This is a genomic window from Streptomyces sp. NPDC001985 (assembly GCF_040296845.1).
Taxonomy (GTDB): domain Bacteria; phylum Actinomycetota; class Actinomycetes; order Streptomycetales; family Streptomycetaceae; genus Streptomyces.
Genome location: NZ_JBEOYB010000063.1, coordinates 34,166 through 50,256, shown reverse-complemented (window position 1 = coordinate 50,256; position 16,091 = coordinate 34,166). Strand labels below are relative to the sequence as shown.

11 protein-coding genes are annotated in these 16,091 nt (G+C 74.1%); 6 read left to right on the top strand and 5 right to left on the bottom strand.

Going from position 1 to position 16,091, the window contains the following annotated elements:
* The first annotated feature begins 426 nt into the window (after nucleotides 1-426).
* Nucleotides 427-1,152, top strand: coding sequence for a MerR family transcriptional regulator (locus ABT122_RS25445; RefSeq protein ID WP_351556651.1), 726 nt, complete (start codon nucleotides 427-429; stop codon nucleotides 1,150-1,152).
* 104 nt (nucleotides 1,153-1,256) lie between these two features.
* Here the strand turns inward: ABT122_RS25445 and ABT122_RS25440 are convergent, their stop codons facing one another.
* The 3 genes from ABT122_RS25440 to ABT122_RS25430 all read right to left on the bottom strand — a co-directional run bounded on the left by ABT122_RS25440 (nucleotide 1,257) and on the right by ABT122_RS25430 (nucleotide 6,123).
* Nucleotides 1,257-3,584, bottom strand: a complete 2,328-nt coding sequence (locus ABT122_RS25440) for a 3-hydroxyacyl-CoA dehydrogenase NAD-binding domain-containing protein (RefSeq protein ID WP_351556648.1) — start codon at nucleotides 3,582-3,584, stop codon at nucleotides 1,257-1,259.
* A gap of 43 nt (nucleotides 3,585-3,627) precedes the next feature.
* Complete coding sequence (locus tag ABT122_RS25435) at nucleotides 3,628-4,845, bottom strand: acetyl-CoA C-acetyltransferase (protein WP_351556645.1); 1,218 nt, start codon at nucleotides 4,843-4,845, stop codon at nucleotides 3,628-3,630.
* 111 nt (nucleotides 4,846-4,956) lie between these two features.
* Complete coding sequence (locus ABT122_RS25430; RefSeq protein ID WP_351556642.1) at nucleotides 4,957-6,123, bottom strand: CaiB/BaiF CoA transferase family protein; 1,167 nt, start codon at nucleotides 6,121-6,123, stop codon at nucleotides 4,957-4,959.
* A 769-nt stretch (nucleotides 6,124-6,892) separates the two neighbouring features.
* On the opposite strand from ABT122_RS25430, the gene ABT122_RS25425 reads away from it, so the two are divergent.
* A complete protein-coding gene (locus tag ABT122_RS25425) occupies nucleotides 6,893-8,092 on the top strand; it encodes a saccharopine dehydrogenase family protein (RefSeq protein WP_351556638.1) in 1,200 nt (399 codons plus the stop codon).
* Between the two features lie 30 nt (nucleotides 8,093-8,122).
* Here ABT122_RS25425 and ABT122_RS25420 read toward each other — a convergent pair whose 3' ends face one another.
* On the bottom strand, nucleotides 8,123-8,818 hold the full coding sequence (locus ABT122_RS25420; RefSeq protein ID WP_351556636.1) for an endonuclease V: 696 nt from the start codon (nucleotides 8,816-8,818) through the stop codon (nucleotides 8,123-8,125).
* A gap of 202 nt (nucleotides 8,819-9,020) precedes the next feature.
* Between ABT122_RS25420 and ABT122_RS25415 the strand changes: the two genes are divergently transcribed.
* Nucleotides 9,021-9,320, top strand: coding sequence for a YciI family protein (locus tag ABT122_RS25415; protein WP_351556634.1), 300 nt, complete (start codon nucleotides 9,021-9,023; stop codon nucleotides 9,318-9,320).
* Between the two features lie 360 nt (nucleotides 9,321-9,680).
* On the opposite strand, the gene ABT122_RS25410 is transcribed toward ABT122_RS25415, so the two are convergent.
* Nucleotides 9,681-10,814, bottom strand: coding sequence for a WD40/YVTN/BNR-like repeat-containing protein (locus tag ABT122_RS25410; RefSeq protein WP_351556631.1), 1,134 nt, complete (start codon nucleotides 10,812-10,814; stop codon nucleotides 9,681-9,683).
* A gap of 201 nt (nucleotides 10,815-11,015) precedes the next feature.
* On the opposite strand from ABT122_RS25410, the gene ssgD reads away from it, so the two are divergent.
* From ssgD to ABT122_RS25395, 3 genes are all read left to right on the top strand, one after another.
* Nucleotides 11,016-11,432 carry a spore wall synthesis regulator SsgD gene (ssgD, locus tag ABT122_RS25405; RefSeq protein WP_351556628.1) on the top strand — a complete coding sequence of 139 codons (417 nt, stop codon included), beginning with the start codon at nucleotides 11,016-11,018 and terminating at the stop codon, nucleotides 11,430-11,432.
* 421 nt (nucleotides 11,433-11,853) lie between these two features.
* A complete protein-coding gene (locus ABT122_RS25400; protein ID WP_351556625.1) occupies nucleotides 11,854-13,509 on the top strand; it encodes an ABC-F family ATP-binding cassette domain-containing protein in 1,656 nt (551 codons plus the stop codon).
* Nucleotides 13,510-13,591: 82 nt separating this feature from the next.
* A complete protein-coding gene (locus ABT122_RS25395) occupies nucleotides 13,592-15,934 on the top strand; it encodes an ATP-binding cassette domain-containing protein (protein ID WP_351556622.1) in 2,343 nt (780 codons plus the stop codon).
* Nucleotides 15,935-16,091: the final 157 nt, after the last annotated feature.

Here is a 16,091-nt window from a genome sequence, read left to right as displayed (position 1 = left end):
GAGCTGCTCATAGCGCTGCATATCGGCGGTGGTGTCCGCGTGCAGACCGGAGACGAAGATGATCCCCGCCACCCCCCGGTCCACCAGCATCTCGGCGCGCCACAGAGCACCCGCACCGCGCGGGCCATGGTCGGGGACGAGCCCCCGGGCCCCCGTGCCTCGACACCGGCGCGGCCGGGTTCCCCCGGGCTCCGGGAGACAGCTCCGGCGGGGTCGGGAACAGCCTCCGGCCACACGGCCCCGCACGGCCGGACCGGCGACCGCTCAACCGCCCCCGCGCAGTGCGGCGCGCGCCGGCAGCGGACTCGCGGCGAGCGCCAGGACGAGCACGGACGCCACCGGACGGCTTTCACAGTGGCGGTGCGACAGCAATACTGTTGCACCGCACGGCGATCCGTGACCGGCCGGGGAAAGCGAGGCGCAGGGATGGCGACCGAGGCCGAGGAGCCGACCCTCACCATCGACGAGCTGGCCGCGCGCGCCGGGGTGACCGTGCGGACCGTGCGCTTCTACGGCACCCGGGGGCTGCTGCCGCCGCCGGTGATCGGGCCGCGCCGGGTCGGCCGCTACGGGCCGGGGCATCTGTCCCGGCTGGCGCTGATCGAGGAGCTTCAGCGCCAGGGCATGACGCTCGCCGCCATCGAACGCTATCTGGAGCGGCTCCCCGGGGACCTCGACGCCCACGATCTCGCCATCCACCGCGGTCTGGTCGCCGCCTGGGCCCCGGACCCCGCCGAGGAGACCTGCCGCGCCGAACTGGAGCGCCGGGCGGGCCGGCCGCTGGACGAGGAGGACATCGACCGGCTCGCGGCGATGGGCGCCCTGCGGCGCTCCGGTGAGCCGGAGCGCTACCGGGTCGATCCGGGACTGCTGCGGCTGGGGGTGCAGTTGCTGGAGGTTCCCCTGGCGCACGAGACGATCCTGGCGGCCCGCGCGGTGCTGGCGGAGCACACCCGCGCCGCCGCCCGGGAGCTGACCCGGCTCTTCCGGGACGAGGTGTGGAACCCGTACCGGGAGCGGGAGTCCGGTCCGGGGAGCGGTTCGGCCCCGATACGGCCGGTGGTGGTGCAGGCGCTGGTCACCGCGTTCCAGTGGTCGCTGCGGGAGGAGTTGCGCGGGGCCTTCGGCCCGGCGGCCGAGGAGCCGGGCTGACGGGTCCGCCGGGCACCGCCCCGGCGGACCGGCCCCGCGAGGGCGGCCCCCCGCGCCCGCCCGGCCCCGGCCGATCGGCCCCTCGACCGGTACGGCCCCCGCGATCAGTGCTCCCCGTCCTCGAACCGCTCCCCGCGCGCCGCCTTCTCCACCAGCAGCGCCGGAGGGTCGAACCGCTCCCCGTACCGCTCGGCCAGCTCCCGCGCCCGCGCGGTGAAGCCGGGGGGACCGCCCTCGTACCCGTTGATGTACTGGAGCACCCCGCCGGTCCACCCCGGGAAGCCGATCCCCAGGATCGAGCCGATATTGGCGTCGGCCACCGAGGTCAGCACCCCCTCCTCCAGACATCGCACACTGTCCAGCGCCTCGGAGAAGAGCATCCGCTCCTGGAGGTCGACGAACGGGACCGCCGCGTCGGACCGTGTGAAGTGGGAGCGCAGCCCCGGCCACAGCCCGGTCCGGCCGCCGCCGTCGTCGTAGTCGTAGAACCCCGCGCCGCCGCCGCGCCCGGTGCGCCCGAACTCGTCCACCATGCGGTCGATGACCGCGTCGGCGGGGTGGGCGGTCCAGGTGCCGCCGTCCTCCTCGGCCGCGCGCCGGGTCTCCTCGCGGATTCCGCGCGCCAGCGTGAAGGTCAGCTCGTCCATCAGCGCGAGCACCCTGGCCGGGTAGCCGGCCTGGGCCGCGGCCTGCTCGACGGAGGCGGGGTCGATGCCCTCGCCGACCATCGCCACGCCCTCGTTGATGAACCGGCCGATGACCCGCGAGGTGAAGAAGCCGCGCGCGTCGTTGACCACGATCGGGGTCTTGCCGATCAGCCGCACCAGGTCGAAGGCGCGCGCCAGGGCCGCGTCCCCGGTGCGCGGGCCCCTGACGATCTCGACCAGCGGCATGCGGTCGACGGGCGAGAAGAAGTGCAGACCGATGAAGTCGGCGGGCCGGGCGACCCCGTCGGCGAGCAGCGCGATCGGGAGAGTGGAGGTGTTGGAGCAGAGCAGCGCGTCCGGCTCGACGATTCCCTGGATCTCCTGGAAGACCTTGTGCTTGAGCGCGGTGTCCTCGAAGACCGCCTCGATCACCGTGTCGCAGCCGGCGAGGCCGGCGGGGCCGGCGGCCGGGGTGATCCGCGCGAGCAGCGCGTCCCGCTCGGCCCCGGTGGCGCGGCCCCGGGCGACGGCCTTCTCCAGCAGCCGGCGGGCGTGGTCCCGGCCGCGCTCGGCCGCCTCGGCGGACGTGTCCTTGAGCACGACCTCGATCCCGGCGCGGGCCAGCGCGTGGGCGATGCCCGCGCCCATCGTCCCGGCGCCCAGGACGGCGGCCCTGCGCACCGGGCGCGGTGCGACGCCGGCCGGGCGGCCCGCGCCGGAGTTCACGGCCCGGAGGTCGAAGAAGAATGCCTGGATCATGTTCTTGGCGGTCTGTCCGGTGACCAGTTCGGTGAAGTACCGGGCCTCGATGGTCTGCGCGGTGGCGAAGTCGACCTGGGAGCCCTCGACGGCGGCGGCGAGGATGTTGCGCGGCGCGGGGTAGGGCGCCCCGGCGGTCTGCTTCTTCAGATTCGCCGGGAAGGCGGGGAGGTCGGCGGCGAACCGGGGGCTGGCCGGGGTGCCGCCGGGGACGCGGTAGCCGGGGGTGTCCCAGGGCTGCCGGGACTCGGGGTGCGCCGCGATGAACGCGCGCGCCTTCGCCAGCATCTCCTCACGGGTGGCGGCCACCTCGTGGACCAGGCCGTGCTCCAGGGCCCGCCGGGGGGTGTACCGGGTGCCCTGGAGCAGCAGCTTGAGCAGCGCGTCGGTGATGCCGAGCAGCCGTACGGAGCGGACCACACCGCCGCCCGCGGGCAGCAGCCCGAGGGTGACCTCGGGGAGGCCGAGCCGGGAGCCGGGCGCGTCGAGGGCGACGCGGTGGTGGCAGGCGAGGGCGATCTCGTAACCGCCGCCCAGCGCGCTGCCGTTGATCGCGGCGACGACCGGTACGCCGAGGGTCTCGATGCGGCGCAGGGCGTCCTTGACGGCCATGGAGGCGTCGAAGGCCCGCTGGGCGTCCCCGGGGCCGAGTCCGATCATGTCCTTGAGGTCGCCGCCCGCGAAGAAGGTCTCCTTGGCGGAGGTGACGACGATGCCCCGGATGGAGTCCCTCTCGGCCTCCGCGCGGTCGGCGACGGCGGCGACGGAGTCGCGGAACGCCTGGTTCATGGTGTTGGCGGACTGGTGGGGGTCGTCCAGGACGAGGGTGACGATCCCGCTCGTGTCCTCGCGCTCCCAGCGGATGGCGGGGCTCGCGGGAGTGTCGGGGGCGGGGCCGGGTTCTGTGGCCGACGCGGGGTCCGTGGCCGACGCGGGGTCTGTGGCCGACGCGGGGTCCGTGCTCGCCGTGGGGTCCGTGCTCGCCGTGGGGTCCGTGCTCGCCGTGGGGTCCGTGCTCGCGCTCATGGTGAGGTTCTCCGGGAAGTCTGGGGTCAGGGCCTCGGGTCTGCTACTGGACGCGCTCGATCACCGTCGCGATCCCCATGCCGCCCCCGACGCAGAGCGTGGCGAGACCGTACCGCTTGTCCTGCCGCTCCAGTTCGTCGACGAGCGTGCCCAGGATCATCGCACCGGTGGCGCCCAGCGGGTGCCCCATGGCGATGGCGCCACCGTTGACATTGACGATGTCCAGCGGAACGTCCAGTTCTCGGGCGAAGCGGAGCACCACCCCCGCGAAAGCCTCGTTGATCTCGATGAGGTCGATGTCGCCGATGCCGAGACCGGCCCGGGCGAGCGCCTTGCGGGTCGCGGGCGCGGGCCCGGTGAGCATGATGGTCGGCTCGGAGCCGGAGACGGCCGCGGAGACGATCCGGGCGCGGGGCGTGAGCCCGTACCGCTCCCCGGTCTCCTTCGAGCCGACGGCCACGAGCGCGGCGCCGTCGACGATGCCGGAGGAGTTGCCCGCGTGGTGGACATGGTCGATCCGCTCGACCCAGTGGTACTTCTGGAGTGCCACGGCGTCGAAGCCGCCGAGGTCGCCGATGTCCGCGAAGGAGGGCTTGAGGGCGGCGAGGGTGTCGGCGGTGGTGCCGGGGCGCACATGCTCGTCGTGGTCGAGCACGGTCAGACCGTTGCGGTCGCGGACGGGGACGAGGGAGCGTTTGAACCGGCCCTCGTTCCACGCGGCGGCGGCCCGTTCCTGGGAGAGGGCGGCGTACTCGTCGACATCGCGGCGGGTGAAGCCCTCGATGGTGGCGATGAGGTCGGCGCCGATGCCCTGGGGGACGAAGCCGACGGAGAAGTTGGTCATCGGGTCGGCGAACCAGGCGCCGCCGTCGGAGGCCATGGGCACCCGGGACATGGACTCCACCCCGCCGGCCAGCACCAGGTCCTCCCAGCCTGAGCGGACCTTCATGGCGGCCATGTTGACGGCTTCGAGACCGGAGGCGCAGAAGCGGTTCTCCTGGACGCCGGCGACGGTGTCGGGGAGACCGGCGGCGATGGCCGCGATCCGGGCGATGTCGGAACCCTGGTCGCCGACCGGGCCCACGACCCCGAGCACGATGTCGTCGATGGCGGACGGGTCGAGGCCGGGGAAGCGGTTGCGCAGTTCATGGATCAGACCGACGACGAGATCGATCGGTTTGGTGCCGTGCAGGGCGCCAGTGGCCCTGCCGCGCCCGCGCGGGGTGCGGATGGCGTCGTACACATACGCTTCGGTGCTCACGTCAGCAGCCTTTCGGGGGTGGGGAGCCGTGATGGGTCGGGCCGGACCGGCGGGTCGGCGAAGCGTCGGGGCGGCGGGCGGAGGTGGGGGGAACGGCCCTTGTCGTGCTCCTTATCCGGCGCCCGGGCCCCCGGCGCGCGGAAGGCCGCCGCCGCCCGGGAGGCCCCAGTCGCGCGCCACCTCGGCGGTGTGCGCGCCGGGCAGGGCCGGACCGGAGCGGACGGCGGCGGGGGTGGCGGAGAACCGGGGCGCCGGGGCGGGCTGGACCACCCCGCCGTGCTCGGTGAAGGTGCCCCGGGCGGCGAGGTGCGGATGGCCGGGGGCCTCGCGCAGCGACAGCACGGGTGCCACACACGCGTCCGACCCTTCGAAGACGGCGGTCCACTCGGCGCGGGTACGGGTCGCGAACGCCTCGGCGACGGTGGCCCGCAGCTCGTCCCAGCGGGCGAAGTCCTTGCGGGCCGGGGCCCGGTCGGCGATGCCGAGAAGCCGGCTGAACTCGTCGTAGAACCGCTGTTCCAGTGCTCCCACGGCCATGTACCCGCCGTCGGAGGTCTCGTAACAGCCGTAGAAGGGGCAGCCCCCGTCGAGGAGGTTGGCGCCGCGCCGGTCCTGCCAGCCGCCGGCCGCCATCATTCCGTGGATCATGGTGGCGAGATGGGCCGCGCCGTCGACGATGGCCGCGTCGACGACCTGGCCCCTCCCGCCGTCGGAGCGGGCGTGCTGGAGCGCCGCCAGAACGCCGATGACGAGATAGAGCGAGCCGCCCGCGTAGTCGCCGAGGAGATTGGCGGGGACGGCCGGCGGTTCGTCGGAACGTCCGATCATGCCGAGGGTGCCGGTGACGGCGGTGTACGCGATGTCATGGCCGGCCCGCTCGGCCAGCGGCCCGTCCTGGCCCCAGCCGGTCATCCGTCCGTACACCAGCCGGGGGTTGCGGGCGAGGCAGTCGTCCGGCCCGACACCGAGGCGCTCGGCGACTCCGGGGCGGTATCCCTCGATCAGGATGTCGGCGCGCTCGGCCAGGTCGAGTACATGCGAGGGCCCGTCGCCGGCCTTCAGATCGATCAGTACGGAGCGCTTGTTCCGGTTGGTGAGGTCGTGGGCCGGGTCGATGCCGAGCCCCGGCCCGCCGGGCCGGTCGACGCGGACGACATCGGCGCCGAGGTCGGCCAGGACCATGGCGGCGAAGGGGCCGGGGCCGATGCCGGCGAGCTCGACGACACGGACTCCTGTGAGAGGGCCGTTCGTGGTCGGTTCCGTGGCGTTCGTGGTCATCGGGCCCCCAGCGGTGATGTGACACAAGTGATGTAACACCAGCGATGGTAAGAACGTGTTCCACCACGGGCAAGGGGCCGGTCCGGCCGGGCTGGGGTATTCACCCGCCCCCGGGGCCGCCCTCCGCCACCACGGCGGAAACCCGCTGTTGTTACCGGCGGGAAACACATCTTCTTCCGGGACGGAGGGACACGCTAGGGTCTCCCGACCGGACCGGACCGGCGAGGCCTGGGGATGGGATGTCGCGGGGCGCAGGACGGGAACGCGGGGCCTCCCGGGCCGAGGGACCGGGGTGTGGCCTCGCGGGGCGCGGGACGGGAGCATGGGGTCTCGCGGACCGAGGGACCGGGGTGTGGCCTCGCGGGGCGCGGTACCGGACGTGGGGCCGGGGGTGGCCTCCCGGATCGAAGGACCGGAGCATGGGGCCTCCCGGGCCGAAGGACCGGAGAGCACAAGACCTCCCCGGGTCCCAGGGGTTGGGGCCTCCCCGGGCCCCAAGGCCCAGGGTTGGGGCCTCCCCGGGCCCCCGGGCCCAGGGGAAGGTCGCGAGGCGGAGCATCGCCCCGCCGCCGTGGTCCCGCCCCCGCGCCGGAGGCCGCGACGGACGTGCGGCGCCGGGGCACGCGGGCCGGCATGACGCAGGCACAGAGACGGACGCAGACGCAGGCAGAGACACAGATACACACACAGACACAGATGTCAGAGGTCGGACATCGGACGAGGAGCCCCCGGGCTCACCCCGATCACCGCGCGGACGCCGGAGGAACCATTGGACACCCAGGACGGAACCGGTCGCGCGGAGCGCCCGTACGACATCGTGCTCTTCGGGGCGACGGGGTTCGTGGGCACGCTCACCGCCCGCTATCTCGCGGCCCACGCACCCGAGGGCTGCCGCTGGGCCATCGCGGGCCGCAGCCTCCCGAAGCTGGAGCGGCTGCGCGAGGAACTGGCCGCCGCGCACCCGCACTGCGCGGACCTCCCGCTGATCGAGGCCCGGGCTGACGATGCCCCGGCGCTGCGCCGGCTGGCCGCGTCCGCCGCGGTGGTGGCCACGACGGTGGGTCCCTATATGTGGTACGGCGAGCCCCTGGTCGCCGCCTGCGCGGAGTCCGGCACCGACTGTCTGGATCTGACCGGTGAACCCGAGTTCGTGGATCTGATGTACGTCCGGCACGACGCGCGGGCCCGTGAGACGGGGGCGCGGCTGGTCCACTCCTGCGGCTTCGACTGCGTACCGGCGGATCTGGGGGCGTACTTCACGGTCCGGGAGCTCCCGGAGGGGGTGCCGCTGACGGTGGACGGTTTCGTCAGCTCCAACGGGACCTTCTCCGGCGGGACCTTCGCCTCCGCTCTGCTGGCGATGAGCCGGTTCGCGCAGACCGCGCGGGCGGCGCGGCAGCGGCGGCTGCACGAGCCCCGGCTGATGGGGCGTCGGTCCAGGTCCCCGCTGGGCGCCCCGCGCCGCAGCCGGGAGACCGGCACCTGGGCGCTGCCGCTGCCGGTGCTCGACGGTCTGATCGTCGCCCAGTCGGGCCGGTCGCTGCCACGGTACGGCCCGGACTTCCGCTATCGGCACTACGCCACGTTCCGGTCGCTCCACATGGCGGTGGCCGGGGCCCTCGGGGTGGGCGCGCTCTTCGTCCTCGCCCAACTGCCCGCCGCCCGGCGCCGGCTCTCGGCGCGGCGCGCGCCGGGCGAGGGCCCCGATGAGCAGCGCCGGGCGAAGAGCTGGTTCACCGTGCGCTTCGTCGGCGAGGGCGGGGGGCGGACCGTGTTCACCGAGGTGTCGGGCGGTGACCCGGGGTACGACGAGACCGCGAAGATCTTCGCCGAGTCCGCGCTCTGCCTCGCCTTCGACGAACTGCCCCCCGCCTCGGGCCGGCTCACTACCGCGGCGGCGATGGGAGACGCGCTGCTGGAGCGGCTCCAGAGGGCGGGAATCCGCTTCCGGGTGGCCGCGCGGCGGTAGGGCCGGCGCCGGGGGGCAGGCCGGGCGCGCTCAGGTGACGGCCGCCGCGAGGGCCTCGCGGCAGAGCCGGTCGGCGCGGCGGGTGGTCTCGGGGAGGCGGTAGCGCGGGGTGAGCAGCAGGGTGTGGGCGCAGGCGCCGTCGAGGGTGGTGCGGTGGCCCGCCGAGACATAGACGGGCTTGACCCCGGGCTGGGTGCGCAGCGCCCGGCCCAGCTCCTCGCCGTCGCCGTCGGCGCGCAGGGCGGCGGTGTCGCCCCGGAGCGGGCCGAGCGGGCCGTGGCGGAGGAGGAAGGGGTTCTTGGCGACGCCGATGGCGGGCAGCCCGGTGAGTACGCCCAGGTGGGAGGCGAGGCCGAACCGGCGGGGGTGGGCCCGGCCGTAACCGTCGCAGACCACGAGACCGGGGTCCGAGGCGAGCGACCGCAGGGCGCCGAGCACGGCGGGGAGTTCACGGAAGGCCAGCAGTCCGGGGACGTAGGGGAAGGCGACCCTGCCGACGGCGGTGGCCTCCTCCACGACGGTGAGCGTGCGGGCGTCGAGGACGACGGCCGCCGCGGCGACGAGGTCGCGGTCGTCGTCGTAGGCCACGTCCACCCCCGTCACCAGCCCCGTCCCGGGCGCGGGCCCCGGCTCGTCCTGCACCACCCGGGCGCGCAGTTCGTCCTGGACGGCGCGGGCCTCCGCCTCGTCCGCCGGCCAGCCGGCGGGCACTTCGATGATCGTCATGGTGGGGTCAGCGTAGGGCGTGTCCGGATGCCCCCGAGGATCGGGCCCCGGCACGGCGGGGGTCGTCCCCGTACGGGACGCGGGCGGGCGAATCGGCCGCCGGGGCCGGGCGCCGCCGCTGTCGTCGCGGGCCCCGCGGGATCGCCCCGGACCGGGGTCGGGGGCCCGGGGGCGCCGCCGGAGGTGCCGTAGCCTGGCGGTCATGTTCGTACTGGAGTTGACGTACACCGCCCCCGTCGAGCGCGCCGACGCGCTGATGGAGGCGCATCTGGCCTGGCTGGACGCGCTGTACGAGGAGGGTGTGTTCATCGCGTCGGGGCGCAAGAACCCCCGGGACGGCGGGGTGGTGCTGGCCGTCGGGGACGACCGCGCGCGGATCGAGGAGATCGCGGCGGCCGACCCGTTCACGATCGGCGGGGTCTGCTCGTACCGGATCACCGAGTTCACGGCGACCCGTACCGCCCCGGCGCTCGCGCCGTACCGTCAGCGGCCCCTCTCCTAGGGAGTTTCTTCCGGGCCGGGCCGGGCCGGATCGGTGAGCGGGGTCCGGTGCAAGGGATCGCGAGGCGGGGGACGGGGCCCGTGCGCGGCGCCGGCGACGGACGACAGCGCGGCGAGGCGCGGTGCCGGGGCACAGCGAACCCGGCGAGATCCGAGAGAGACGCCCCAGGGCCCTGCGTCTGGATCGGGCTGGACCAGTGAGCGGGGTCCGGTGCCGTGCGTCGCGAGGCGGGGGATCGAGCCACCGCGGTGGGGGCCCTCCCGTGCCCGCCAGGGCACAGGGGGCGATGGGTCATGGACGACAGCGCGGCGAGGCGCGGCACCAGGGCTCGCGAACCCGGCGAGATCCCGGCGAACGACCCTAGGCCCCGGGTTCCAGCCGCGCGACCCTGCCCTTCTCGCCCGAGGCCCAGCAGCCCGCGCCGGGACCCGCCGCGCAGTCGACGGTGTCGTACGAGCCGGTGTCGACGGTCCGCCAGTTCCCGCCGCCGTCCACCGTGAGGTCGGTGCCGGTCGGGCCGACGGCGAGCGCGGCGCGGGTGCTGTGCGGCAGCCAGGCGACCCCGGAGCGGTAGGCGGGCGGGGGTGCGGAGGAGCGGTGCCAGGTGCGGCCGCCGTCCCGGGTGACCGACGCGGCGTGCGGGGAGGGCTGCCCGGGCCGGTAGTCCCCGCCGACGGCGATGCCGTGGGCGCGGTCGCGGAAGGCGAGGGCGAAGACCCCGCGCGCCGGATCGCCCGCCGGGACGGCCGACTCGGCGGCGGTCCAGTTCAGCCCGCGGTCGGCGGAGTGGAACACGCGGGCGGTGGCACCGCCCCCGGTCGCCAGCCAGACGTCCCGGGGCCCGGAGGAGACCAGACACTGGCCGCTCGCCGCGAACCCGGCATCGCCGGGCCGGGCGGCGGGCATCCCGGCGCTGGGCAGCGCCTTCCAGGACCTGCCGCCGTCGCGGGTGGCGAGGATGCGGTACGCGCCGTCCACCGGGTCGCTCATGGCGAGGCCGTGGTGGCGGTCGAAGAAGGTGAGACAGTCGTAGAAGGCCCGGGGGTCGGGGTTGCGGAACGACTCGGTCCAGGTGTCACCGCCGTCGGTGGTGCGGTAGATCCGCGACGCGTCGCCCTCGCCGATGGCGAGCACCACGGCACGGCGGCCGTCGAACGCCTCGATGTCGCGGAACTCCAGGCCCTCCGCGCCGGGCGGGGAGACGTCGTGCCAGCCCCGGCCCGCGTCGTCGGTGCGCAGCACGGTCCCCCGGGAGCCCGCCACCCAGGCGGTGGTGCGGCTGACGGCCGCGAGGCCCCGGAAACGCGCCTCCGTGCCCGTCTCCTTGAGGCTCCACCCCGGTCCCCCGCCGGCGGTGACCGTCTCCGCCTGCGTGTCCGCGGCGGCGGAGCGCCGCGGTCCCGCGGCGTGCGCCGGTCCGGCGAGCAGGGCGGCGACGGCCGCCGCGCACACCCCCAGCGCCACCGTGCGTCTCGTCTTCCCCATGGACGTCATGGCGCTGGAAGCTAGCCCACCCGCCGTGCCCCGTCCAGGGCGCGGCGCCGGCGAAGGGCGTCCCCGGCCCTCCCCGGTGACACACCTCACGCACCCGCCCGATGCACGGGACGCGCCCGCGAGGCGTCCTCAGGGGTATCAGGGGCATGTTTCAGCCAGGGAGCAGCCGGCCGGGGGTCGGCCAGGGAGAGGGAGTCGGTCGTGTCCACCGTCATCGAGCAGGCCGTCGAGGTCCGGATGGTCGCCTCCGCTCCCCTGATGGAGACCATTCCGGCGACGCTCCGGTACGACGGCGGCGACCCCTTCGCGGTACGGATCGACTTCCCCGGCCCGGCGACGACCGAGGGCACCGATGTGACCTGGGCCTTCGGCCGGGAGCTGCTGGCCGACGGCATCGAGGAGCCGGCCGGGAGCGGCGATGTGCGGGTGCGGCCCTACGGCTATGGACGCACGGTGCTGGAGTTCCACGCCGAGGAGGGGGTGGCGGTGGTCCATGTCCGCACCAGCGAGCTGCGCCGCTTTCTCCGCCGCGCCCAGGGTGTGGTGCCCGCCGGGGGTGAGCACATCGGGCTGGATCTCGACCATGGACTGGCCGAGCTGCTGCGCGACGCCCGCTGAGCCGGCCCTCCCCCGCCTCCGGCCCCCGGGCCCGCTCGCACCCCGCACCCCGTACCCCGTACCCCGTACCTCCGACGCACCACCGCCGGCATCCCCACCGCACCCCCGCCGGCACCACCGCCGTGACAATCGCGTTGACCGGCGCCGCGCCCGCTCTCTATGGTGGAAGTGCTTCTGTTGCCGCCGATTGGAGAAGGACGTTGCTCGTCTGAGGTCCGGGACACCGTGTGCCACCGCCGTCCACGGCGTGTGCGCTCTCGCGTGCGACCTCGGCGTTCGAGCCGTTCCTTGTGGCGGAGAGCCCTCTTCCTGAGCCTCCGGGCCCTGCCCGCTCCCGTCCGTCCGCTCCCGTCCGCGTCGTGCGCCTTCCCGGTGTCTCCACCCGTTGCCCCCACCCCTTCCACGCAACCGGGAGACCCCTGTGTCAACTGTTTCCACCCATGTGCTCTGCTCCTCCCTCTCCTTCTCCTGGCCCGACGGCACGGAGGTCTTCGACGGCTTCCAGCTCGCCGTCGGCCCCGGCCGGACCGGGCTCATCGGCCTCAACGGCTGTGGCAAGTCCACCCTGCTGAAACTGATCGCCGGGGAGCTGACCCCGGCGTCCGGCAGCGTCCGCACCACCGGTGAGATCGGCTGGCTGCCGCAGAACCTGGTGCTCGACACCGCGCTGCGGGTGGACGAGGTGCTGGGGATCGCCCCCACCCGGGCCGCGCTGCACGCCATCGAGGCGGGCGACGCGAGCGAGGAGAACTTCACCGCCGTCGGCGACGACTGGGATGTGGAGGAGCGCGCCCGGGCCACGCTCGACCAGCTCGGCCTCGGCCACATCGGTCTCGACCGCACCATCGGCGAGGTCTCGGGCGGCGAGGGCGTACTGCTGCGGCTCGCGGCGCTCCTGCTGGCCAGGCCGGATGTGCTGCTGCTCGACGAGCCGACCAACAATCTCGACCGGTACGCCCGGCGGCGGCTGTACGACGCCGTCGCCTCCTGGTCCGGCGTCATGATCGTGGTCAGCCACGACCGCGAGCTGCTGGAGCTGGTCGATCAGATCGCCGATCTGCGCCAGGGCGAGGTGGCCTGGTACGGCGGGAACCACTCCGCCTACGAGGAGGCGCTCGCCGTCGAACAGGAGGCCGCCGAACGCATGGTGCGCGTCGCCGAGGCCGATATGCAGCGCCAGAAGCGCGAACTGGAGGACGCCCAGATCACATTGGGCCGCCGCAAGCGGTACGGCCAGAAGATGTACGACAGCAAGCGCGAACCGAGGATCGTGATGAACGCGCGCAAGCGCGCGGCCCAGGAGTCGGCGGGCAAGCACCGCATCATGCACACCGAGAAGCTCAACGAGGCGAAGGAGCGGCTCAGCGAGGCGGTGTCGGCGGTCCGCGACGACGACGAGATCCGGATCGAGCTGCCGCACACCACGGTCCACCCGGGCCAGGGGGTGCTGCGGCTCGACGGCCTCGAACTGCGCTACGGAGCGCGGGTCGAGGGGCTCTTCGAGCTGCACGGCCCGGAGCGGATCGCCCTGGTCGGCCGCAACGGGGCGGGCAAGACCACCCTGCTCCGCACGATCACCGGGGAGCTGGCGCCGGTCGCGGGCGAGGCGGTGGCCCAGGTCCCGCTGCGCTTTCTGCCGCAGCGGCTCGATGTGCTCGACGACGCTCTGAGCGTGGTGGAGAACGTGGCCCGCGCCGCGCCCGCCGCGACCAACAACCGGATCAGGGCGCAGCTCGCGCGGTTCCTCTTCAAGGGCGCGCGGGCGGACCAGCCGGCCGGGACGCTCTCCGGCGGGGAGCGCTTCCGGGCGGCGCTGGCGGCGCAGCTGCTCGCGGAGCCCGCGCCCCGGCTGCTGCTGCTCGACGAGCCGACCAACAATCTGGACATGGCCAGTGTCCGCAGGCTCACGGCGGCGCTGGAGGGGTACGAGGGGGCGCTGATCGTGGCGAGCCACGATGTGCCGTTCCTGGAGTCCATCGGCATCACCCGCTGGCTGCTGCTGGACGGCGGGCTCCATGACGTCTCCGTGGAGGAGGTACGGGAGGGCCTGCTCCAGCGCCCCGCGGAGCAGCCCTGACCGGCCCGGTCGCCGTCCCCCGCCGAAGCCGGCCGGAAATCCCGACAGAAGGTGTCGGGATTATCCGGTTGGCTTCGGTGTCATGGACCGCGACATCGTCATCACCGGCGCACGGGAGAACAATCTCCGCGGCGTCTCGCTCACTCTGCCCAGGAACCGGATCACCGTCTTCACCGGAGTCTCGGGGTCGGGGAAGTCGTCCCTGGTCTTCGACACCATCGCCGTGGAGTCGCAGCGACAGCTCAATGAGACCTTCACCTCGTTCCTCAGGAACCGGCTGCCGAAGTACGAGCGCCCGCGGGCCGACGAGATCGACGAGCTGTCGGTGGCGATCGTCGTGGACCAGCGGCCCCTGGGCGGGAATGTGCGCTCCACGGTCGGCACCGCGACCGACATCCACTCGGTGATCCGGGTGCTGTTCTCGCGCCATGGCACCCCCAGCGCGGGCGAGGCGACGGCGTACTCCTTCAACGACCCCTCGGGCATGTGCCCGGAGTGCGACGGCGTGGGCAGAACCCTCCATGTCGACCCCGAGCGCGCGGTGGACCGCTCCCGGTCGCTGAACGAGGGGGCGCTGCTGCTGCCGGGGCTCACCGTGGGCGGCTGGGAGTGGCAGCTGTACGCCAACTCCGGCCTGTTCGATCTCGACAGACCACTCGGCGAGTACTCCCCCGAGGAGTGGCGGCTACTGCTCCACGGGTCGGGTTTCGCGGTGCGCATCGAGATGAAGTCGGGCTCCGCGGAGATGCAGTTCGAGGGGATCATCAACCGGTTCACCCGGATCTTCCTCAACCGCGACACCACGACCCTCTCGGAGAAGCGGCGGGAGGCCGCGGCCCGTTTCGTGGAGCAGCGGCCGTGCGGGGCGTGCGGCGGGGCCCGGCTGAACGAGGCGGCGCTCGCCACCCGGATCGACGGTCTGGGGATCGCCGACTACAGCCGGATGGAGGTGGCCGATCTGGTGCGGGTCCTCGACCGGATCGACGACCCGGTGGCCGGTCCGGTCGCCGCCGCCGCGCGGAGCCGGCTCCAGCGGCTGGTGGACATCGGACTGGGCTATCTCTCGCTGGACCGGGAGACGACCACCCTCTCGGGCGGGGAGGGCCAGCGGCTGAAGATGGTCCGCCATCTCGGCAGCGCGCTGACCGGGCTGACCTTCGTCTTCGACGAGCCGAGCACCGGGCTGCACCCGCGTGACGTGGGCCGTCTGGGCGAGCTGCTGACCCGGCTGCGGGACCGGGGCAACACGGTCCTGGTGGTGGAGCACGACCCGGATGTGATCGCGGTCGCCGACCATGTCGTCGACATGGGCCCGGGGGCGGGAGCGAGCGGCGGACGGGTCGTCTACGAGGGTCCGCCGGGTCCGCTGCGGGACGCGGACACCCTCACCGGCCGCTGTCTGCGCCGCCGCACCCCGCTGAAGGAGTCCTTCCGCTCCCCCGCCGGGTGGCTGCCGGTGACGGGCGCCGCGCTGCACAACCTGAAGGGGATCGATGTGCGCTTCCCGGCGGGGGTGCTCACGGTGGTCACCGGGGTGGCCGGCTCCGGCAAGTCGACCCTGGTGTCGGAGGTGTTCACGGCGGCGCACCCGGAGGCGGTGGTGATCGACCAGAGCGCGATCACCGCCTCCGTGCGCTCGACCCCGGCCTCCTTCCTGGGGGTGATGGACACCCTGCGGGGGCTCTTCGCGCGGGTGAACGGGGTGCGGCCGGGGCTGTTCAGCTTCAACTCGGAGGGGGCGTGCCGGGAGTGCTCGGGGCGGGGCGCGATCACCACCGATCTGGCGTTCATGGACCCGGTGACCCGGATCTGCCCGGTGTGCGGGGGGCGGCGGTTCCAGGACGAGGTGCTGGCCCTGCGGGTCGGCGGCCGATCCATCGCCGATGTCCTGGACATGACGGCGGCGGAGGCGGTGGAGTTCTTCGCCGGGGCCGCGGAGGCCGCCGGCGGCGGGTCCACCGCGCCGGCCCGGGACCGGGACCGGGCGCTGCCGAGGAAGCTGGCGGCGCTGGGCGAGGTGGGCCTCGGATATCTGGCGCTCGGACAGCCGCTGAGCACCCTCTCGGGCGGGGAGCGGCAGCGGCTCAAGCTGGCGACCCGGCTGCACCGCACGGGCAGTGTGTACGTCCTGGACGAGCCGACCACCGGTCTGCACATGGCCGATGTGGACACGCTGACCGCGCTGCTCGACCGGATGGTGGACGCGGGGAACACGGTGATCTGCGTCGAGCACAACCTGGAGGTGGTCAAGCGCGCGGACTGGATCGTCGATCTGGGTCCGGACGGCGGCAGGAACGGCGGCGAACTGGTCTTCGAGGGGACTCCCAAGGAGCTGCTGGACCACCCGGTGTCGCTCACCGCGGAGTATCTGCGGCGGGACACGGCCGGGCGCGAGGGCGGTCCGCGGGGCCGCGAGGGAGTGTGACCTGTCTCTCCGCACGCGCCCGTGCCCGGGGCCCTCGGCCCGCGCGCCCTGGCGCGCGCCCCCGTGACCTGCGGTGCATAACGGAACGTAACCGGCCGGGAGGGAGCCGGCGCGCCCCGGGCAGGGGGGTCGACTTGGTCGCGCGCTTACAGCGCCC